22 protein-coding genes are annotated in these 20,977 nt (G+C 59.5%); 18 read left to right on the top strand and 4 right to left on the bottom strand.

Translation table 11 applies throughout. The annotated features are described in order from the left end of the window. The 9 genes from AB4O36_RS18650 (at position 1) to AB4O36_RS18610 (ending at position 8,273) form a co-directional block, all read left to right on the top strand. On the top strand, positions 1 to 2,262 hold the full coding sequence (locus AB4O36_RS18650) for a chemotaxis protein CheA (protein ID WP_460139988.1): 2,262 nt from the start codon (positions 1 to 3) through the stop codon (positions 2,260 to 2,262). Between the two features lie 50 nt (positions 2,263 to 2,312). Beyond that, positions 2,313 to 3,431: a protein-glutamate methylesterase/protein-glutamine glutaminase gene (locus AB4O36_RS18645; RefSeq protein ID WP_460139987.1), complete on the top strand. Its 1,119-nt coding sequence runs from the start codon at positions 2,313 to 2,315 to the stop codon at positions 3,429 to 3,431. Then, on the top strand, positions 3,431 to 4,171 hold the full coding sequence (locus AB4O36_RS18640) for a flagellar motor protein (protein ID WP_192302110.1): 741 nt from the start codon (positions 3,431 to 3,433) through the stop codon (positions 4,169 to 4,171). Before AB4O36_RS18645 ends, AB4O36_RS18640 begins: the two co-directional genes overlap by 1 nt. A 15-nt stretch (positions 4,172 to 4,186) precedes the next feature. Then, a complete protein-coding gene (gene motD, locus AB4O36_RS18635) occupies positions 4,187 to 5,077 on the top strand; it encodes a flagellar motor protein MotD (RefSeq protein WP_460117137.1) in 891 nt (296 codons plus the stop codon). A gap of 43 nt (positions 5,078 to 5,120) precedes the next feature. Beyond that, positions 5,121 to 5,909: a ParA family protein gene (locus tag AB4O36_RS18630; protein WP_460117136.1), complete on the top strand. Its 789-nt coding sequence runs from the start codon at positions 5,121 to 5,123 to the stop codon at positions 5,907 to 5,909. A 1-nt stretch (position 5,910) separates the two neighbouring features. Further along, positions 5,911 to 6,789, top strand: a complete 879-nt coding sequence (locus AB4O36_RS18625; protein WP_460139986.1) for a CheW domain-containing protein — start codon at positions 5,911 to 5,913, stop codon at positions 6,787 to 6,789. A gap of 74 nt (positions 6,790 to 6,863) precedes the next feature. Continuing rightward, positions 6,864 to 7,349: a chemotaxis protein CheW gene (locus AB4O36_RS18620; protein WP_192302106.1), complete on the top strand. Its 486-nt coding sequence runs from the start codon at positions 6,864 to 6,866 to the stop codon at positions 7,347 to 7,349. Further along, positions 7,350 to 7,742: a DUF2802 domain-containing protein gene (locus AB4O36_RS18615; RefSeq protein WP_460117134.1), complete on the top strand. Its 393-nt coding sequence runs from the start codon at positions 7,350 to 7,352 to the stop codon at positions 7,740 to 7,742. Positions 7,743 to 8,039: 297 nt separating this feature from the next. After that, entirely contained in the window at positions 8,040 to 8,273 is a 234-nt protein-coding gene (locus tag AB4O36_RS18610; RefSeq protein WP_460139985.1) for a hypothetical protein, read from the top strand. Between the two features lie 1,534 nt (positions 8,274 to 9,807). Here AB4O36_RS18610 and AB4O36_RS18605 read toward each other — a convergent pair. The 4 genes from AB4O36_RS18605 to fliK all read right to left on the bottom strand — a co-directional run bounded on the left by AB4O36_RS18605 (position 9,808) and on the right by fliK (position 13,798). Continuing rightward, entirely contained in the window at positions 9,808 to 11,226 is a 1,419-nt protein-coding gene (locus tag AB4O36_RS18605; protein WP_460139984.1) for a PAAR domain-containing protein, read from the bottom strand. Beyond that, on the bottom strand, positions 11,226 to 11,714 hold the full coding sequence (locus AB4O36_RS18600; protein WP_460139983.1) for a PAAR domain-containing protein: 489 nt from the start codon (positions 11,712 to 11,714) through the stop codon (positions 11,226 to 11,228). The genes AB4O36_RS18605 and AB4O36_RS18600 overlap by 1 nt, the downstream gene beginning before the upstream one ends. A 183-nt stretch (positions 11,715 to 11,897) precedes the next feature. Beyond that, a complete protein-coding gene (locus tag AB4O36_RS18595; protein ID WP_460139982.1) occupies positions 11,898 to 12,227 on the bottom strand; it encodes an EscU/YscU/HrcU family type III secretion system export apparatus switch protein in 330 nt (109 codons plus the stop codon). After that, on the bottom strand, positions 12,224 to 13,798 hold the full coding sequence (gene fliK / locus AB4O36_RS18590) for a flagellar hook-length control protein FliK (RefSeq protein ID WP_460139981.1): 1,575 nt from the start codon (positions 13,796 to 13,798) through the stop codon (positions 12,224 to 12,226). Before fliK ends, AB4O36_RS18595 begins: the two co-directional genes overlap by 4 nt. Before the next feature lie 196 nt (positions 13,799 to 13,994). Between fliK and ccmA the strand changes: the two genes are divergently transcribed. The 9 genes from ccmA (at position 13,995) to ccmI (ending at position 20,975) form a co-directional block, all read left to right on the top strand. Further along, on the top strand, positions 13,995 to 14,630 hold the full coding sequence (ccmA, locus tag AB4O36_RS18585; RefSeq protein WP_460117129.1) for a cytochrome c biogenesis heme-transporting ATPase CcmA: 636 nt from the start codon (positions 13,995 to 13,997) through the stop codon (positions 14,628 to 14,630). Beyond that, a complete protein-coding gene (ccmB, locus tag AB4O36_RS18580) occupies positions 14,627 to 15,295 on the top strand; it encodes a heme exporter protein CcmB (protein WP_266018381.1) in 669 nt (222 codons plus the stop codon). The genes ccmA and ccmB overlap by 4 nt, the downstream gene beginning before the upstream one ends. Before the next feature lie 94 nt (positions 15,296 to 15,389). Beyond that, complete coding sequence (locus tag AB4O36_RS18575; protein WP_460139980.1) at positions 15,390 to 16,145, top strand: heme ABC transporter permease; 756 nt, start codon at positions 15,390 to 15,392, stop codon at positions 16,143 to 16,145. Further along, positions 16,142 to 16,318, top strand: coding sequence for a heme exporter protein CcmD (gene ccmD / locus AB4O36_RS18570; protein WP_368553104.1), 177 nt, complete (start codon positions 16,142 to 16,144; stop codon positions 16,316 to 16,318). Before AB4O36_RS18575 ends, ccmD begins: the two co-directional genes overlap by 4 nt. After that, complete coding sequence (gene ccmE / locus AB4O36_RS18565) at positions 16,315 to 16,770, top strand: cytochrome c maturation protein CcmE (RefSeq protein ID WP_460139979.1); 456 nt, start codon at positions 16,315 to 16,317, stop codon at positions 16,768 to 16,770. Before ccmD ends, ccmE begins: the two co-directional genes overlap by 4 nt. Positions 16,771 to 16,773: 3 nt before the next feature. After that, positions 16,774 to 18,762, top strand: a complete 1,989-nt coding sequence (locus AB4O36_RS18560) for a heme lyase CcmF/NrfE family subunit (protein ID WP_460117126.1) — start codon at positions 16,774 to 16,776, stop codon at positions 18,760 to 18,762. After that, the gene (locus AB4O36_RS18555; RefSeq protein WP_460139978.1) at positions 18,759 to 19,295 is read left to right on the top strand and encodes a DsbE family thiol:disulfide interchange protein; all 537 of its coding nucleotides are present in this window, start codon (positions 18,759 to 18,761) and stop codon (positions 19,293 to 19,295) included. Before AB4O36_RS18560 ends, AB4O36_RS18555 begins: the two co-directional genes overlap by 4 nt. After that, positions 19,292 to 19,765, top strand: coding sequence for a cytochrome c-type biogenesis protein (locus AB4O36_RS18550; protein ID WP_460139977.1), 474 nt, complete (start codon positions 19,292 to 19,294; stop codon positions 19,763 to 19,765). Before AB4O36_RS18555 ends, AB4O36_RS18550 begins: the two co-directional genes overlap by 4 nt. Next, on the top strand, positions 19,758 to 20,975 hold the full coding sequence (ccmI, locus tag AB4O36_RS18545; protein WP_460139976.1) for a c-type cytochrome biogenesis protein CcmI: 1,218 nt from the start codon (positions 19,758 to 19,760) through the stop codon (positions 20,973 to 20,975). Before AB4O36_RS18550 ends, ccmI begins: the two co-directional genes overlap by 8 nt. Positions 20,976 to 20,977 lie beyond the last annotated feature (2 nt).

Genomic DNA, 20,977 nt, shown 5'->3' with positions numbered 1-20,977 from the left:
ATGAGCTTCGGCGCCGATGAAGAGATCCTTCAGGATTTCCTGGTTGAGGCCGGCGAGATTCTAGAGCAACTGTCCGAGCAGCTGGTCGAGCTGGAAAGTCGACCTGATGATGCGGACTTGCTCAATGCAATTTTTCGCGGTTTTCACACTGTAAAAGGGGGCGCCGGCTTCCTCCAGCTCAATGAGCTGGTGGAGTGCTGTCACATCGCCGAGAACGTGTTTGACATCCTGCGCAAGGGTGAACGTCGCGTCGACTCGGAATTGATGGACGTGGTTCTCGAAGCACTGGACTCGGTGAACAGCATGTTCAGCGAAGTTCGCGACCGTAGCCCGATTACGGCTGCTACGCCTGAATTGCTCGCCGCGCTGGCTCGTCTGGCCGAGCCGCAATCGGCTGATGAGGCCGCGCCGGTTGTAGCCGTGGCTGAAGAGCCACAAGCAGCGGCGCAAGCCGAATCAGGCGACATCACCGACAACGAATTCGAACAGTTGCTGGACTCGCTGAACGCCGTCAAGGCCGAAGCCGAGGCGCCGGTGGCCGCTGCGGTCGAAACGTCCGAGGTGGTCAGTGATGAGATCACCGACGCCGAGTTCGAGTCGCTGCTCGACCAGTTGCACGGCAAGGGCCAGTTCGCCGCCGATGCGGTCGGTGCCGCGCCAGCCGCACCTGCGGCCAGCGCGAGCGCGAAAGAGCCGGGCGACAGCTCCGACATCACCGACGACGAGTTCGAGGCACTGCTCGATCAGTTGCATGGCAAAGGTAACTTTGCGGTCGACGCATTGGAGTCGGCCATCGCATCGGTCCCTGCGTCGGCTGCGCCAAACGCTGCCGCTGCCGGCAGCGATCTGATCACCGATCACGAATTTGAATCGTTGCTCGATGATTTGCACGGCAAAGGCAAGTTCACCGATGTGAACGGCGGTGCGTCTGCTGCTTCGGTGGCAACACCTGTGGCCAAGGCTCCGGCGGCTGCCAAGGCGTCCGAGCCCAAGGCCGAAACACCGAAGCCTGCTGCCGCAGCCAAACCAGCTGCCGCACCGGCACCTGCTCGCGCGGCAGCGGCGCCGCCGGCGGAAAAACCGGCGAGCGAAGCCGAGACCACCGTGCGGGTCGACACCGCGCGCCTCGACGAAATCATGAACATGGTCGGCGAACTGGTGCTGGTGCGTAACCGCCTGGTGCGCCTGGGCGCCAACAGCGCCGATGAAGCCATGTCCAAGGCCGTGTCGAACCTCGACGTGGTCACTGCCGACTTGCAGACCGCGGTCATGAAGACCCGGATGCAGCCGATCAAGAAAGTCTTCGGGCGCTTCCCGCGCCTGGTTCGTGACCTGGCTCGCCAGCTCAAGAAAGAGATCAACCTGGAGTTGGTCGGTGAAGAGACCGACCTCGACAAGAACCTCGTCGAGGCCCTGGCCGATCCGCTGGTCCACTTGGTGCGAAACGCCGTCGACCACGGTATCGAGTCGCCGGAAGAGCGCGAAGAGTCGGGCAAGGCCCGGGGTGGCAAAGTCATCCTCGCCGCCGAACAGGAAGGCGACCACATCCTGCTGTCGATCTCCGATGACGGCAAGGGCATGGACCCGAATGTCCTGCGCGCCATCGCGGTAAAACGCGGGGTGATGGACAAGGACGCGGCCGACCGCCTGAGCGACACCGAGTGCTACAACCTCATCTTCGCCCCGGGTTTCTCGACCAAGACCGAGATCTCCGACGTGTCGGGTCGTGGCGTGGGCATGGACGTGGTGAAAACCAAGATTTCCCAGCTCAACGGTTCGATCAACATCTACTCGACCAAGGGCCAGGGTTCGAAGATCGTCATCAAGGTGCCGTTGACGCTGGCGATCATGCCGACGCTGATGGTCATGCTCGGCAACCAGGCGTTTGCGTTCCCGCTGGTAAACGTCAACGAGATTTTCCACCTCGACCTGTCGACCACCAACGTGGTGGATGGCCAGGAAGTGGTGATCGTGCGGGACAAGGCGCTGCCGTTGTTCTACCTCAAACGCTGGCTGGTCAGTTCTGCCGCTCACGAAGAGCAGCGTGAAGGCCACGTGGTGATCCTCTCGGTGGGCACACAGCGGATCGGCTTCGTCGTCGATCAACTGGTGGGCCAGGAAGAGGTGGTCATCAAGCCATTGGGCAAAATGCTCCAGGGAACCCCAGGCATGTCGGGCGCCACCATCACCGGTGACGGTCGCATCGCACTGATTCTCGATGTTCCGAGCATGCTCAAGCGTTACGCCGCACGGCGTATTTGATTCAGGGGGAGCGGGGCGCTAGTGCCCCGCCGCCGCCTAACGGAGTGTTTATGGCAGTCAAGGTCCTGGTGGTGGACGATTCGGGTTTTTTCCGCCGCCGCGTCTCGGAAATTCTTTCAGCAGACTCCAACATCCAGGTCGTCGGTACGGCGACCAACGGTAAAGAAGCGATCGATCAGGCGCTGGCCCTCAAGCCGGACGTGATCACCATGGACTACGAGATGCCGATGATGGATGGCATCACGGCGGTGCGGCACATCATGCAGCGCTGCCCGACTCCGGTGTTGATGTTCTCCTCGCTGACGCACGAAGGCGCCCGGGTCACCCTGGATGCGCTGGACGCTGGTGCGGTGGATTTCCTGCCGAAGAATTTCGAAGACATCTCGCGCAACCCCGAGAAGGTCAAGCAACTGCTGTGCGAGAAGATCCTGAGCATCTCGCGCAGTAATCGTCGTGGCAGTGCCTACAGCGCACCGGCACCGACGCCAGGGCCGAGTTCTGTGTCTTCCAGTCTTGGTGGTAGCAGCACCCCTGCGCGTGTGGCGGCTACACCAACCCGCACAACGGCACCGGCCCACGCACCGTCTTCGCCGGCGCCCAAGCGCAAACCCTACAAACTGGTGGCCATCGGTACGTCTACCGGTGGTCCGGTTGCCCTGCAACGGGTGTTGACCCAGTTGCCGGCCAGTTTCCCGGCGCCGATCGTGTTGATCCAGCACATGCCGGCAGCGTTCACCAAGGCGTTCGCCGAACGTCTGGACAAGCTCTGCCGTATCAGTGTCAAGGAAGCCGAGGATGGCGACATCCTGCGTCCGGGCTTGGCGTTGCTGGCACCGGGTGGCAAGCAGATGATGATCGACGGCCGGGGAGCGGTGAAAATCCTGCCCGGTGACGAGCGTCTGAACTACAAGCCGTGCGTGGATATCACCTTCGGTTCGGCGGCCAAGTCGTACGGCGACAAAGTTCTGGCGGTAGTTTTGACCGGCATGGGCGCTGACGGTCGTGAAGGCGCGCGCCTGCTCAAGCAGGGTGGCAGTTCGATCTGGGCGCAGGATGAAGCCAGTTGTGTGATCTACGGCATGCCGATGGCCATCGTCAAAGCTGAACTCGCCGACGCGGTGTACAGCCTCGACGATATTGGCAAGCACCTGGTCGAGGCGTGCATCTGATGGACGTACTCAGCCTTATCGGGATCATCATGGCGTTTGTCGCCATCATCGGCGGCAACTTCCTTGAAGGCGGTCACCTGGGTGCGCTGGCAAACGGTCCTGCGGCGCTAATCGTGCTCGGCGGGACCATCGGCGCGGCGCTGCTGCAATCTCCCATGAGCGCCTTCAAGCGCGCCATGCAGATTCTCGGCTGGATCCTGTTCCCGCCGCGCGTTGACCTGGCCGGCGGCATCGATCGCGTGGTGAACTGGAGCCTGACCGCGCGCAAGGAAGGCCTGCTCGGTCTGGAAGGCGTGGCCGATGCCGAACCCGATAGCTACTCGCGCAAGGGCCTGCAACTGCTGGTCGATGGTGCCGAGCCTGAAGCGATTCGCAGCATTCTTGAGGTGGATTTCTACACTCAGGAAAGCCGCGACATCGAAGCCGCCAAAGTCTTTGAAAGCATGGGCGGTTACGCGCCAACCATCGGCATCATCGGTGCGGTCATGGGCCTGATCCACGTCATGGGCAACCTGGCTGATCCGGCGAACCTGGGGAGCGGCATCGCCGTGGCCTTCGTCGCCACCATCTACGGTGTGGCCAGCGCCAACCTGGTGCTGCTGCCAATCGCTGCCAAGCTCAAGTCCGTGGCTTTGCGTCAGTCGCGTTATCGCGAAATGCTGCTCGAAGGCATCCTGTCCATCGCCGAAGGTGAAAACCCTCGCTCTATCGAATTGAAGCTTCAGGGCTTCATGGATTGATGGGGGTAATGGGCAATGGCACGACGTCGACATCGTGAAGAGCATGTAAACCATGAGCGTTGGCTGGTTTCCTACGCCGACTTCATCACTTTGCTCTTCGCCTTCTTCGTGGTGATGTACTCGATTTCCTCGATCAACGAAGGCAAGTACAAGATTATTTCGCAAGCGCTGGTCGGCGTTTTCACCGATGCGGATCGCTCGCTGCAACCGATTCCCATCGGCGAGGAGCGGCCCAAGACCGTGACCCCGGCCAAGCCGCTGGTCAAGGACAGCGAGCAGGTGGATGCCGGTATCGCCGGGTCCACCGATCCGCTGAAAAGCATCGCCGATGACATCAGCGCCGCGTTTGGCGACCTGATCAGCTCCAACCAGATGACGGTTCGTGGCAACGAACTGTGGGTCGAGATCGAACTTAACTCCAGCCTGTTGTTCGGTAGTGGTGATGCCATGCCCAGCGACGTCGCGTTCAATATCATCGACAAGGTCGCGGGCATCCTGAAGCCGTTCGACAACCCGATCCATGTCGAAGGTTTTACCGACGACCAGCCGATCCGCACCGCGCAATACCCGACCAACTGGGAACTGTCCTCGGCGCGCTCGGCAAGCATCGTGCGCATGCTGGCGATGCAGGGCGTCAACCCCAGTCGGATGGCGTCAGTGGGTTACGGCGAGTTTCAGCCAGTGGCCAACAACACCACGGCAGAGGGCAGGGCGCGTAACCGCCGCGTGGTATTGGTGGTGTCTCGCAATCTCGATGTGCGTCGCAGCCTGACCGGCACCGGAACGGCCAATGCGCAACCGGATGCGGCGTTGAAGCGTGCTGGCACACAAACTGCACCTGCACCGGTCAAACCGCCGGTACGTGAGAGCTCCGTCAATTCTCCGTCACCCGTATTAACACGTTGAGCTATTTCTCGGTCGACCGGTGCGGCCGGGAGGAACAATCCGAATGAGAGTCTGGGCAGTTGCCAATCAAAAGGGTGGTGTTGGTAAAACCACTTCCTCCATCGCGTTAGCCGGGTTACTGGCCGATGCGGGCAAGCGCGTGGTCGTTGTCGATCTCGACCCACACGGCTCGATGACCAGCTACTTCGGTTACGACCCCGACAGCCTGGAGCACAGCAGCTACGATCTGTTCCTGCACAAGGGCAGCGTGCCGCAAGGCCTGCCTGGGCAGTTGCTGTTGCCCACCAGTCACGCCAGCATATCCCTGCTTCCGTCGAGCACTGCGTTGGCGACCCTAGAGCGTCAGTCGCCAGGGCAGAGTGGCCTGGGCCTGGTCATCGCCAAGAGCCTCGCGCAACTGTGGCAGGACTTTGATTACGCAGTGATCGACAGCCCACCGCTGCTCGGCGTGTTGATGGTCAATGCCTTGGCGGCCAGTCAGCAATTGGTTATTCCGGTACAGACCGAGCACCTGGCCGTCAAAGGCCTGGAGCGCATGGTCAATACCCTCGCAATGATCAATCGCTCGCGCAAGCAGCCACTGGCGTTCAATATCGTGCCGACCCTGTTTGACCGCCGCACTCAGGCGTCCCTGGGCACCTTGCGCGTCTTGCGCGACAAGTACCCGGATGAAATCTGGCAGGGCTATATCCCGGTCGACACGCGCTTGCGCGACGCCAGCCGTGCCGGTGTCACGCCTTCGCAGTTCGACGGCAAGAGCCGTGGCGTCTTGGCCTACCGTGCCCTGCTCAAGCAATTGCTGGCGCAGCAATCCGTCGCGCAGGTGGCGTAAGATGAATCGCCCGGTCAAAATCACGTCTCGTCCACAACTGGCACTCCAGTCTTATCTGGACAGCTTGCTGATGGATGCGACCGAAGAATTGCCGCCAGAAGTCGAGGTGGTTGCCGAGGTGCCCGAGGTCGAAGCGGCACTCGACGAATTCCAGGCCGCAGTGCTCGAAGAGCAGGCTCGTGATGCCCAGAAGGCGCCCGAGAAACCAGCGCCTGTCGCTGCCCCAGTGGCAGCGCCGGTCGTGAAAGCGCCGGTCGCGTTGGTGGATGCACCCGCCCCGGTAATGGCGCCGGTGTCAACCATTGCGCCGTTGCTGCAGGCGCTGGTGCCACCGATCGTTGAAGTCCACCTGCCGCCGAGCAACACACCGCCACCGGTGGAGTCCGACGGTCGTCCAGCATGGGCGGCCGACGCGTTCGAATGCCTGTTATTCGATGTGGCCGGGCTGACCCTGGCAGTGCCGCTGGTGTGCCTGGGTTCGATTTATTCCCTGGCCGGCCAGGAACTGACACCCTTGTTCGGGCAACCGGAGTGGTTCCTCGGCATCCTGCCGAGCCAGGCCGGTAACCTGAAGGTGCTGGACACCGCCCGCTGGGTCATGCCTGATCGTTATCGCGATGACTTCCGCCAAGGCTTGCAATACGTAATTTCTGTTCAGGGCTACGAGTGGGGCCTGGCGGTGCATCAGGTCAGCCGCTCATTGCGCCTGGACCCGAACGAAATCAAATGGCGCACCCATCGAGGCCAGCGACCGTGGCTGGCAGGCACGGTCATTGAGCACATGTGCGCGCTGCTCGACGTTGCCGCACTCGCCGAGCTGATTGCCAGCGGCGGTGCAAAGCACATGGGCGGCGTCAAGCCGATCCACAAACCAACATAAAAACACGCGGGGGCAAATGACTTGCCATCGCACCGAACACACACCGCCAGGGCGGTTTTTCGAGGGGTCAGGGTATGAATGATAAGGCGTCGTCTGCAAAGGGTTCCGAAGATCCGATCCTGCAATGGGTAACCTTCAAGCTGGACAATGAAACCTACGGCATCAACGTGATGCGCGTTCAGGAAGTCCTGCGCTACACCGAGATCGCGCCGGTTCCGGGTGCTCCAAGCTATGTGCTGGGTATCATCAACCTGCGTGGCAACGTGGTGACCGTGATCGATACTCGCCAGCGTTTCGGCCTGATGAACGCCGAGATCAGCGACAACACCCGTATCGTCATCATCGAAGCCGACAAGCAAGTGGTTGGCATAATGGTCGACAGCGTGGCCGAAGTGGTTTACCTGCGTCAGTCGGAAATCGAAACCGCACCTAATGTCGGTAACGAAGAGTCCGCCAAGTTCATTCAAGGCGTGTGCAACAAGAACAACGAGTTGCTGATCCTGGTCGAGCTGGACAAGATGATGAGCGAAGAGGAATGGTCGGAACTGGAGAATATCTGATTGATTCTCGAGGTTGCGGTCATTGTCCTGTTCCTTTTCTGGGCAGGCACGCTGGCAATGTTCCTGGCGTACATTCGTGGTCAGCGGCAGATCGCCGCGCAACAGGCCCAGGGCGATGCGCTGCGTGATCAGCGCATCAAGGAACTGGCCAGGCTGGTCGAAAACTATCAGAGCGGCAACGTGCGCATGGGCGAAGACCTGCATGAACTGCGCGCGGTGGTCGCTCCGCTGCCCGACAAGCTGGCTCAGCTGGAGCAGCGTGACCCCTCCAGCCTGTCATTTGCCCAGGCGGCACGATTGGTCGGGATGGGCGCAAGCGTCGACGAACTGACCCAGTCCTGCGGCCTGACCCAGGCCGAGGCGGAATTGATGAGCAAGTTGCACAGAGGCTGAATCCCTCCCTGACCCGCGACGTCTGCCTCGCTCCCAAGGTGACACTCAAACCTGTAGGAGCGAGCTTGCTCGCGATGGACTTAAACTATGACGCTACATGCCTGATGCACCGCGTTGTTTGGTCCTCCATCGCGAGCAAGCTCGCTCCTACAGATGCTGTTCATATCAGGCAATACTCGGATCCAGCCCGGTTTTGCTAACAGATCTGCCAGGTTACACCTGCTGTTACTCTCTTTAAGATGCGTGTTCGCTCACTAGCGATATCCTCCTCGGACTTAACCACGCTGGAGAGTAACGATGAGCAAAGTTGTTCGGGTTAAAGGTGTCATCACGACATGTGATCTGGAAAAGTCCCTTCTAGGTTTAATTACCGGTGAGGATGGACAAGAGCTAAAATACTTTAAGAAGTCTTTTCTTGACTGGGATGGTAATTTTGATAATCCTCCCGAAGTAGGCCAGAAGGTGACCTATGAAGTTCAACTCAGTCACCCCCATGGCCATATAGCGGGTCAGATTCGCAGGGAAAATTGAATGCCCTGTCGATAAATCTTCAGAACGCGCCATCTTTCAACAGGTATGGCGCGTTTTGTACTGTGCTCCGAATACAATGCCATGTAGAAGGTATTGGATGTTGTCGAAGTACAGTATGAGGCTAAATTTTGATAAATATGACGAGGTCGGCGCAGAAGGTCGTAGTTGCCGAGGGTGAGCGGTTTGTTCAGGAAGGTGGTTGTTCAGCGGGTTGTAGCGTTTTGATAGTGTTCAAGCTATTTCATCTGTAAGTCTTAAAAAAATATTGAACGCAGTCAGCCAAAATAACCCGATGTATAATAACCAGCACGTCGAGAGTAAGCGAATCTTTAAGTATTTGGGGAAGTCTTTTAAGTCAACGGGGTTTAGTAGTTCGCGACGAAGACTGAGTTTTTTATGAAAAATCAAAGCGCTCATAGAGTTAACGGTATAACACTTGGATATTAATTTTTGGTCTGAAAATCTTATTAGAGGATGCCCAGTTGCCTTGCTTTTTGAAAGCGCCGTAATCATTCGATGAAAGTCACGGCTCTGCGCAATGTAAGCAGTAATCGCTACGCTCGATAGGACAAGCACGAATGGTGCTAAACCCAAAAAAATCCTCACGTATGGGTGCCATAACTTGAAATCAGTCATTTAATCACCTTGTAAACTTGTTCGCCCGACCATTCCCCAATAGAGTCTCCTATCTTGCTCCCTACGTAACTTCCTGCCCCGACCATTATCAAAACACAAGCGATTCCCCCTACTCCAGCAGTAGTAACTCCTAGACCAATACATAAAGCGCTTGCTTTACCACCCAAAATAGCTCCACCCGCACCACCCCCCCCCCCTCCCACCCACAAAACTCCCCGTCTCCGTAAACCGCACTTTTTCACATTCCTCAGTTTCTCCGGCCCGACACACTTCCTGAACTTTCATATACGACGCAGCGCCTCCCAGCGTGGTGCCGACATATCCGCCGTATTTAAGGTACTTGGCCGTTTTGGCGATCTGCTCCATGTGGGTGGCATAACCCGGTATCGGCCCCGAGACGCCTGCCTTGTTCCAGTGATGAACGAGGCTGCGTGTGGATATTCCGAGGTCTCGGCGCAGGAGGTCGTAGTTGCCGACGCTTAATGACGTTTCGGTTGGGTTTAAACTACCTCATCTATAAATTTAAGAAGCAATGCACCTGCAACTCCCCAGGAAAATGCGATATATACTAACCAGCAAGATGCAAGTAGTCGACATTTTAAACTATTTGGGAAGTTTTCCAGGTCCGTAGGGTTTAATAGTCCGCGACGAATATTCAAATTTTTATGCAGCAGTAAACCGCTGATCGCGGCTACTGTATAGCATCGGGATATCAGGTTATCGTCTGAGAACCTGAACAGAGGATGCTCAAGGGCTTTGCTATTGGAGAGTGCGGTTCTCATTCGGTGAAAATCGTTTGTGCCAGCAATGTAGGCGCCCAAAGCCATGCCAGACCAACCGATTATGAATGGAGTGACGCCGAAAGCTATTTGCACATACAACCAAAACTTGTATTCGCTCACTTCGTGGCCTTATAGGTTGTTTCACCTATCAATTCGCCGAACCATTCTCCTACTTCACCCCCTAGGTAGCTGCCTGCTCCAACCAATATTAAACCGCACACCACCCCGCCCACACCTGCGGTGGCAGCTCCAACTCCAACGCAAACAGTGGACGCCGCGGTGCCGCCACTCCATGCGCCGAACCCACCGAACCCCATCCCACCCACAAAACTCCCCGTCTCCGTAAACCGCACTTTTTCACATTCCTCCGTTTCTCCGGCCCGACACACTTCCTGAACTTTCATATACGACGCAGCGCCTCCCAGCGTGGTGCCGACATATCCGCCGTATTTAAGGTACTTGGCCGTTTTGGCGATCTGCTCCATGTGGGTGGCATAACCCGGTATCGGCCCCGAGACGCCTGCCTTGTTCCAGTGATGGACGAGGCTGCGTGTGGATATTCCGAGGTCTCGGCGCAGGAGGTCGTAGTTGCCAAGGTTGAGCGGTTTGTTCAGGAAGGTGCTTTTCAGTTGCCCATCCAGTTGCTGGTAAAGCTCACGGCGCGCGTTAAAAAACGCCGGGCTTTTCAGGTGGCCGTGGGCGTTGAACTCGCGTTGGTGCAGATGCTCGAGGCTGCGCACCGTGTCCTTTATCCGTTGCAGACCACTGTCGAGTATGTCTTTGCTGACGCCCAGCGATTGACTGACGCCCGACATGATGGCGATCTCGACCTGGTGACGGGCCATGAAGTCGGCTTCATCCTCGCTCAGGGGCGCCAGGGCCGAGCGCACTTGTTCCGCGGCGGCCATCATTGCGGCTTCTTCGCGGGTGCACATCATGGGCGCGTGGGAATCGCCCAGCACAAAGAGTTCACCGGCCTTGTAGCCTTTTTCGAATGTCGGGTTGAGCATCAGCAGCCGGTCGGTCGGCTGCGCAGGGGAGGAGGGGAGTAACCGAGCCAGCAATTGCGAGCCGGACATGCTGAACGGAACGACGTGGAAGCCCGGTTCCAGAATAGGCGAGTCTGTCGGTTGAGCAGGCGCAGGGGCATGCAGACTGGATGGACGATTTGCCGGTTGAGCCCCAGAGGTGGCCGCAGCAGGCAAGTCGCTCACCGCTGTACGACCAGCGCTGGTGCGTAATCTGGCCGGTCGCTCAAGCGGAGCTTTCAGCCGGTTGGTACCCGGCGGGCACCCACAGCGGATTTGCGCCCCGTCCAGCACCGTCGGAATGCCGCGCCACTTCATGGCCGGCATACTGTCGGTGATAACGCCGGGTTCACCGCACCTCGGGCACGGCGTGGTTTTATCCCCAAGCCTCAATACGGCTCGCCCTCCCTGAGTAGCACAGGGGAGGCTACTGATACAGACCGCACCGGTAGTCGTCCGGTCTTCGTGCAGTCCCTGACCCAACCCGTTGACGCTTTGTCGACCCATTATTCATTCCCTACGCAGGGGAGAAAGTCTTCGGGCATGGGGGAGCCGTCGCGAATCACGAACAGACTGACGTTTTGCGGCGTGTTGATGATGGTATCGCCGTTATCCAGTTGACTGCCGACCAGCGCGACGTGGCTATTACTTTGCCCGGCACCTGTCACGATTCTTGCGGTTTGGCCATTCGCATACAGCGCGTAGTCTCCAACGCGGGCAACTCGCACCTCTTGGTCGTCTTCGAGCGTGATCTGTACAACACCTGAGGCCTGAACGATGACGCCGCCGTAGCGGGTCTGACTGCCTTCAGTTGCCATCCTGCGAATGGCTATCGGGGGGTGGTTCTCGCAGAAAATCAAATTCTGGCGATGACAGGCGAGGGCTTGTTCACTGAACCCTTCGAGTTGTTGCTCGGTAAAGGGAGCTTGGTCCAGTGATTGGAGAAATTCAGAAGACACTTCGTTGGTGTAGAAGCGGCGAGAAAGTGCGTTCATTCCATGATCCTGACTTTTTTTGATTAACAGAACACAGAGTTCGCTTCACAAGCGTGTGTCCTGCGTTCGGCGAATGGCCGAAAGCTACCAGCCAACCCCGAAGCTAAAAAGTCGTTACTAAAAAATCAGAAACTACGCACACTGACCCAGCCCAATTCCTACAAAATCGGGTCGAAACCGACCTTAATAATCATCCCCGCGGTCGGTTACATCCTTCTCCACCATCGGCGCATCCGGATCGTGCCCCTCGGGAAACCTGCCCTTCAGGTTCCACGCGAACGCAATGATCTCGGCGATCGTGCGGTACAACTCCTCCGGAATGCTGTCCCCCAGTTCCATGCGTGCCAGCAATCGAACCAATTCGGGGTTCTCGTAGATTGGCACTTCATAGTCGCGGGCGATCCGCAGAATCTCTTCGGCCAGCTCCTCGTCGCCCTTGGCGGTCAGGGTTGGCGCGTGGCTGCCGTCGTATTTGAGGGCGATGGCCTGGCGTGGAGTGTGGAAATCAGTCATGCCGTTTCGTCCACCCAACGTTGTTCCAGACGGGTTTGCGGCCCCTGGGGAGGTTTGCCGTGATGGCAGTCGAGGTCGCCCACATTGAGGCCCGAATCCAGCAGGCGCTGGCGCAGGGCAACCAGGTTGTTTTCGATCAGGCTGGCGGTGTACGGGCGTTCAGCCCATAGCTGGCTGGACAGGCTGCCGGCGATCAACTGCGCCTGAACCTGCAAAGGGCCCAGCGGCTCCATGTCGAACGCCAGATCCACACGCCACAATTGCTGCTTGGGTTCGCGTTCGTCACGACGTTCCTGGGGCTGTTCTTTCTCCGGTGCTTCCTCACGCTGGAACTTGACTTGCAAGGGCACGATGTCCTGCATATTGCGCATCGGGATTTCCAGCTGCCAGGTGCTCATCAGGCGACCATCGCTGGTCACGCCGGTCTGCTCCAGGCTCGACAGCTGATGGCTTTGCAGGCGCGATACCGCAGCGGCGGCAAGGCGCAGCAGGTGTTCGAGATCGCCTTCACCTTCAGCGCTTTGCAGCAGGCGCTCGGGTATCGGGAAACTGGTGGGCGACGGCTTGGCGCTGACTTGCCCGAGCATGCCCAAGGCATTACGCACGAAGCTGGGCATGGCCTGGGCGAGTGTATTGGCGGCAATGATCGCGCCGAGACTGGTGTTGGCCGGCAGGCCCTGCGCGGCTTGTGCAATCAGCTTGAGCAAATCGCCTTTCACGTCCGGCGCCAACGTCGGGTTTTGCCCGCCGAGCAGCTTCGACTCCAGGAAGGCGCCGCTGCTGGCGAGGGCCAGGGCCAGGCCTTTGGGCGTGGTCAGTTGCGCAACGTCCGGCAGGCCAGCGAGCAACCGGCTGGCGGCGGCACGCAGGTCGCTGGAAGTCTGGTCGCTGGCCGGCAGGTTTTGCAGCAGTTTGAGCACACCGTCCAGCGAACCCTGGCGGCTCTGCTGGCCGGCCAGTTGCTGGGTAACAGCCAACTGCTCCTGGCGATTGCTCAGAGGGACGAACTTCAGGGTCTGGCTGTCCTGCACCTGGGCACTGAGCAAAGTGCCGATGCGCAAGGGCGTCGGGCTATCGATGGTGAGCGTCTTGCCGCTCAACGCGGTGTTGAGCAGGCTCACCAGCGAACGGAAGACCGTCGGCTGACCGGGTACTTGCGGCAGCACCTGGGCCGTCAGCACCTTGCCTTGCAGCAATGTGCCCACCGGCAATTGAGCGGTGTCGATGCGGGTGAGGGTGGCGACGCTGGAGGCAATCGCCTGTTGTACCGTGACCGCCAGATTGCCCGCCGAAGGCTGGGTGATTGCCAGGCTGGTGCCTTGGGGGAGCGGCTGGTTGCTGGTGGCCTGGACCGTGGTCTGCCGGCCGCCCTCTAGGGTCACCTTGAGCAGCAGCTGAAACGTCTGATCCGCCTGCTTTAACGACAGTACTTCAGCCTTGGCCGATTGCCCGGCGCTGATCAGGCCTTCCACCGGCGTCAGCAATTTGAGCAACTCACCGCTCGTCACCAGCGGCCGTGAGGTCGCGGGGGTGGGTTGGGGGAGCGGGAGGATGTTCATTTCGCCTGTCATACGCGGTCACAACCTGAAGAAATTGCCCTCTTGAGAGTAGGGCATGACATGTATAATGCCGCCCGTCTTTCAGAGAGTGGCAAAAACATTGCAATTGTTTGACGCAGCTCTCTAGAACAGGCCGCCAATGCGACTATGCTGCACCCCTTTAGCGGCCGCCGAGCTGCCGACTTGAACCGTAAAGGCCCGTGATCTCTTGACCAGTCCAGTCCTGCAAACCGTCGCCCTCGCCTGTGAGCGAGACCTCCGACTGCTGTTCGAAAATCTCGATTTGAGACTGGCCAGTGGCGAAATGGTGCAAATCAGCGGTCCCAACGGCAGCGGCAAGACCAGCCTGCTGCGCTTGTTGTCCGGCCTGATGCAGCCGACGGCTGGTCAAATCCTGCTAAACGGCCAACCGCTTAACGAGCAGCGCAACGAACTGGCACGTAACCTGTTATGGATCGGCCATGCCGCCGGCATCAAGGACCTGCTGACGCCGGAAGAAAACCTCAGTTGGCTCTGCGCCCTGCATCACCCGGCCAACCGTGAGTCCATTCAGGATGCGCTCGCCCTGGTCGGACTGCGCGGATTCGAGGATGTTCCCTGTCACACCCTGTCCGCCGGCCAGCAACGTCGCGTCGCTCTGGCACGGTTGTACCTGGACAGCCCGCCGCTGTGGATCCTTGACGAACCGTTCACCGCACTCGACAAACAGGGCGTGGCGCAACTCGAAGCTCATCTGGCCGGCCACTGCGAACGCGGCGGCATGGTGGTGTTGACCACTCACCACACACTGACTCGCAAGCCGGTCAATTATCGCGACATCGATTTGGGGAATTGGGCCGTATGAGTGTGTTCGGTCTGCTGGTGGCCCGTGAGGCGCGTCTGTTGTTCCGCCGTCCTGCGGAGTTGGCCAACCCGCTGGTGTTCTTCGCCATTGTGGTTTCCCTGTTTCCACTGGCGGTCGGACCCGAGTCTCAATTGTTGCAAACCTTGTCCCCGGGGCTGGTGTGGGTAGCGGCCCTTTTATCGGTCCTGCTCTCGCTGGACGGGCTTTTCCGCAGTGATTTCGAGGACGGTTCCCTCGAACAGTGGGTCCTTTCGTCGCACCCCCTGCCTCTTCTGGTTTTGGCCAAGGTACTGGCACACTGGGCCTTCTCTGGCCTGGCCCTGGTTTTACTCGCTCCACTGCTGGCACTGATGTTGGGTTTACCCGCCGCCTGTCTGCCGGTGTTGCTGCTTTCCCTGTTACTGGGTACACCCGTGCTGAGCCTGCTGGGTGCAGTGGGTGCAGCCCTGACGGTGGGGCTGAAGCGCGGCGGCCTGCTGTTGGCTTTGCTGATTCTGCCGCTGTATATCCCGGTGTTGATTCTCGGCAGCGGCGCCTTGCAGGCCGCGTTGATGGGCATGCCGGCGACCGGTTATCTGCTGTGGCTTGGCAGCCTGACCGCCCTGGCAATAACCCTGACACCGTTTGCAATCGCTGCTGGCCTGAAGATCAGCGTCGGCGAATAATAATGAGGTCTGATCAAAAACTGATCACTTCTTTGAACCAAAGAATGACCCACGCTCCTCGTGATGGCGAGTGGCAACCGTGATGGAAACAGCAATGAACTGGACCTGGTTTCATAAGCTCGGCTCACCCAAGTGGTTCTACGGCATCAGCGGCAAGCTGCTGCCCTGGTTGAGCGTCGCCGCCGTGCTGCTGATTGGCGTCGGTGCCGTCTGGGGCCTGGCCTTCGCGCCGCCTGACTATCAGCAAGGCAACAGCTTTCGCATCATTTATATTCATGTCCCCACCGCGCTGCTGGCCCAGTCCTGCTACGTGATGCTCGCGGTGTGCGGCATCGTCGGGCTGGTATGGAAAATGAAACTGGCCGATGTTGCCCTCCAATGCGCGGCCCCCATCGGCGCCTGGATGACCGCCGTGGCGCTGGTCACCGGAGCGATCTGGGGCAAGCCGACCTGGGGATCATGGTGGGTCTGGGATGCCCGACTGACGTCCATGTTGATCCTGCTTTTCCTGTACTTCGGTCTTATTGCACTGGGCAACTCCATCAGTAATCGTGACAGTGCGGCCAAGGCCTGCGCGGTGCTGGCGATTGTCGGCGTGATTAACATTCCGATCATCAAGTACTCGGTGGAGTGGTGGAACACCCTGCATCAGGGCGCCACCTTCACCCTCACTGAAAAACCGGCGATGCCCGTGGAAATGTGGTTGCCGCTGCTACTGATGGTGCTGGGTTTCTACTGTTTCTTCGGCGCCGTGCTGTTGCTGCGCATGCGTCTTGAAGTGCTCAAGCGCGAAGCCCGCGCCAGCTGGGTCAAAGCAGAAGTGCAGAACAGCCTGGAGGCCGCTCGATGAGTTTTGCTTCATTTGGCGATTTCCTCGCCATGGGCCATCACGGCCTGTATGTCTGGTCGGCCTATGGCATCTGCCTGGCGGTGCTGGTTCTGAACGTGGCGGCGCCGGTCCTGGCCCGCAAGCGGTATCTGCAACAAGAGGCGCGTCGTCTGCGCCGGGAGAGCGGCAAGTGAATCCGTTGCGTAAAAAGCGTCTTATCATCATTCTGGCGATTCTGGTCGGTGGCGGTGCTGCGGTTGGCCTGGCGCTGAGCGCCCTGCAGCAGAACATCAACCTGTTCTACACGCCCACCCAGATCGCCAACGGCGAAGCGCCGCTTGACACGCGCATCCGCGCCGGCGGCATGGTCGAGAAGGGGTCGCTGCAACGTTCAGGCGATTCGCTGGACGTGAAATTCGTCGTTACCGATTTCCAGAAGTCCGTCACGGTCACCTATCGCGGCATCCTCCCGGACCTGTTCCGTGAAGGACAGGGCATCGTCGCCCTGGGCAAGCTCAACGCCGATGGCGTGGTGGTCGCCGATGAAGTGCTGGCCAAGCATGATGAAAAATACATGCCCCCGGAAGTGACCAAGGCGCTTAAAGAAAGCGGTCAATCTGCCCCAACACCCGTGAAGGAGGGTTGATCGATGACTTCCGGTCTGTTTATTCCAGAGCTGGGTCACCTGGCGATGATCCTGGCGTTGTGTTTTGCCCTGTTCCAGGCCGTGGTGCCATTGTTGGGTGCCTGGCGCGGTGATCGCTTGTGGATGAGCCTGGCTCAGCCCGCAGCCTGGGGGCAGTTTGCCTTCCTGGCGTTTGCCTTCGGTTGCCTGACCTACGCGTTCATGACCGACGATTTCTCGGTCGCCTACGTCGCCGGCAACTCCAACAGCGCATTGCCCTGGTATTACAAATTCAGCGCCGTATGGGGCGCGCACGAAGGTTCGTTGTTGCTGTGGGCGTTCATCCTCGGCGGCTGGACCTTTGCCGTGTCGGTGTTCTCGCGCCAATTGCCGCAAGTCATGCTGGCGCGGGTGCTGGCAGTGATGGGCATGATCAGCAGCGGTTTCCTGATGTTCCTGATCATCACCTCCAACCCGTTCTCGCGCATCCTGCCGCAGATTCCCACAGACGGTCGTGACCTCAATCCGTTGTTGCAGGACATCGGCCTGATCGTGCACCCGCCGATGTTGTACATGGGGTATGTCGGTTTCTCCGTCGCCTTCGCCTTTGCGATCGCCGCGTTGCTTGGCGGTCGCCTCGATGCGGCATGGGCGCGGTGGTCGCGTCCATGGACTATCGTCGCCTGGGCCTTCCTGGGCATCGGTATCACCCTCGGCTCGTGGTGGGCTTACTACGAGCTCGGCTGGGGTGGCTGGTGGTTCTGGGACCCGGTGGAAAACGCCTCTTTCATGCCATGGTTGGTGGGAACAGCGTTGATTCACTCGTTGGCGGTCACGGAAAAACGTGGCGTGTTCAAGAGCTGGACCGTGCTGCTCGCCATTGCGGCCTTCTCCTTGAGCCTATTGGGTACGTTCCTCGTGCGTTCCGGCGTGTTGACCTCGGTTCACGCCTTCGCCGCCGATCCAGAGCGCGGCGTGTTCATCCTGTTTTTCCTGTTGTGCGTCGTCGGTGGCTCCTTGACCCTGTTCGCTCTGCGGGCACCGGTGGTCAAGAGCCAGGTCGGCTTTAATCTCTGGTCTCGGGAAACCCTGTTGCTGGGCAACAACCTGGTACTGGTGGTGGCTGCCTCGATGATTCTGCTGGGCACTTTGTATCCGCTGGTCCTCGACGCGATGACCGGGGCCAAGCTGTCGGTCGGTCCGCCGTACTTCAATGCGCTGTTCATTCCGTTGATGGCCGTGTTGATGGTGGTCATGGCGGTCGGTGTGTTGGTGCGCTGGAAAGACACCCCGGTGAAATGGCTGACAAGCATGCTCACCCCTGTGTTGCTCGGCAGTGCTGCGCTAGCGGTAGTGGCAGGCATCGCTTATGGCGATTTCAACTGGGCGGTGATTGCGACGTTCATGCTGGCGGCGTGGGTATTGCTGGCCGGCGTGCGCGATATCCTCGACAAGACGCGTCACAAAGGCCTGATCAAAGGTCTGCCGACCCTGACCCGCAGCTACTGGGGCATGCAAGTCGCGCACCTGGGCATCGCCGTGTGCGCACTCGGTGTCGTGCTGTCGAGCCAGAACAGTGCCGAACGTGACCTGCGCCTCGCTCCGGGCGAGTCCATGGACCTGGGCGGTTATCAGTTTGTGTTCGAAGGTGCCAAGCACTTCGAAGGCCCGAACTTCACCTCCGACAAGGGCACCATCCGAGTCATCCGTGACGGTCGTGAAATCAGTGTGCTCCATCCGGAAAAACGCCTGTACACCGTGCAGGGCTCGATGATGACCGAAGCCGGGATCGATGCCGGTTTTACCCGCGACCTCTACGTTGCCCTGGGCGAGTCGCTGGGGGATGGTGCCTGGGCCGTGCGAGTGCACGTCAAACCGTTCGTTCGCTGGATCTGGTTCGGCGGGTTGCTCACCGCGTTCGGCGGGTTGCTGGCAGCGATGGATCGTCGTTATCGGGTCAAGGTAAAAAGCCGCGTGCGTGAAGCACTGGGCATGAGTGGAGCCACTGCATGAAACGTTGGTTGATGCTGTTGCCACTGGCGATTTTTCTGGTGGTGGCTGTTTTCCTGTATCGCGGGCTGTACCTGGACCCCGCCGAGCTGCCTTCGGCGATGATCGGCAAGCCATTCCCCGAGTTTTCGCTGCCTGCTGTGCAGGGCGACAAGACCCTGACCCGCGCCGACATCGTGGGTAAACCGGCGCTGGTCAATGTCTGGGGCACCTGGTGCATTTCCTGCCGGGTCGAACACCCGGTACTGAACAAACTGGCCGAGAAGGGCGTGGTGATCTACGGCATCAACTACAAGGACGTCAACGCCGATGCCTTGAAGTGGCTGGCGGAGTTCCACAACCCCTATCAGTTGGACATCCGTGACGACGAAGGCACTTTGGGCCTGAACCTGGGCGTGTACGGTGCGCCGGAAACCTTTTTCATCGACGCCAAGGGCATCATCCGCGACAAATTCGTCGGGGTGATCGACGAACAGGTCTGGCGTGAAAAACTGGCGGCCAAGTACCAGGCCCTGGTGGACGAGGCCAAGCCATGAAGCGCTGGATTGCAGCGGCCATTCTCGGTTTGAGCATCGCCGGCGTGGCGCACGCCGCCATCGATACCTACGAGTTCGCCAAGGAAGGCGATCGCGAGCGCTTTCGCGAGTTGACCAAAGAGCTGCGTTGCCCAAAGTGTCAGAATCAGGACATTGCCGACTCCAATGCCCCCATCGCCGCTGACCTGCGCAAAGAGATTTTCCGCATGTTGGGTGAGGGCAAGGACAATCAGCAGATCATCGACTTCATGGTCGACCGCTACGGTGATTTCGTCCGCTACAAGCCGGCGCTCACCGCCAAGACCGCGTTGCTGTGGTTCGGGCCCGCCGGCCTCTTGCTGGGCGGTGTGGTGATCATTGCCGTCATCGTCCGCCGTCGTCGCTTACAGCGCGCCGACAACCGCGCCGAGCTTTCCTCTGATGAGCGTGAGCGTCTCGACCACCTGTTGGATAAAACCAAGAATGATTGATTTCTGGCTCGCTGCAGGTCTGCTGCTTCTGGTAGCCCTGAGTTTTCTGCTGATTCCCGTTCTTCGTGGCCGTCGTGCCCAGCTCGAAGAAGATCGCACTGCGCTCAACGTCGCACTCTATCAAGAGCGCGTGGCCGAGCTGCAGGCTCAGCAGCAAGAAGGTGTTCTCGACAGCGCGCAAATGGACAGTGGTCGCGCCGAAGCCGCCCGTGAGCTGTTGGCCGACACCGAGGGCGCAGACACTTCCCGGGTTTCTCGCCTGGGCAAACCGTTGCCTCTGTTGGCGGCGATCCTGGTGCCGCTGCTCGGCTTGGGGCTATATCTGCATTTTGGTGCCAGCGACAAGGTCGAGCTCACCCGTGAGTTCGCCCATGCACCGCAATCGATGGAAGAAATGACCCAGCGCCTGGAGCGAGCGGTCGAGGCGCAGCCGGATTCGGCGGAAGGCCTGTACTTCCTTGGCCGTACCTACATGGCACAGGATCGTCCTGGGGACGCGGCGAAGATCTTCGAGCGCACCGTCAATCTGGCGGGTCGCCAACCTGAGCTGTTGGGGCAGTGGGCTCAGGCCCAGTATTTCGCCGACGGCAAGAAGTGGTCGGACAAGATCCAGGCCCTGACCGACGAAGCCTTGAAGGCCGACCCGAAGGAAGTCACCAGCCTTGGCCTGTTGGGCATCGCCGCGTTCGAGAGCGCGCGTTACCAGGACGCCATCGACTATTGGACACGCTTGTTGACGCAACTGCCGCCGCAAGACAATTCCCGCGCAGCCTTGCAGGGCGGCATTGATCGTGCGACCGAGAAGCTCCAGGCCAGCGGCGGTAAAGTGGCGCAGGCACCTTCGCAAAAGCCACCTGTGGCCAAGGGCCCAGCGCTGCTCAAGGTCAGTGTTGACCTGGCGCCGGAGCTCAAGGCCAAGGTCCAGCCAGGTGACAGCGTGTTCATTTTTGCCCGCGCCGTTTCCGGACCTCCGGCACCGCTGGCCGCCAAACGACTGACCGTGGCGGACCTGCCGGCGACTGTCGAACTGGGCGATGCCGATGCAATGATGCCGCAGTTGAAACTGTCGAACTTCCCTGAAGTCCAACTGGTTGCACGCATCTCCCGCGCTGGTCAGCCGGCAGCCGGTGAGTGGATCGGTCGCAGCCAGCCTCTGGCCAGCAGTACCACCGCGGCGCAAACACTGATCATCGACAGCCCGGACAAATAACA

The sequence above is a fragment of the Pseudomonas sp. S2_E01 genome (assembly GCF_054668365.1).
Note: the sequence above shows the minus strand (reverse complement) of the source record. Positions and strands in the feature narration are given on the sequence as shown.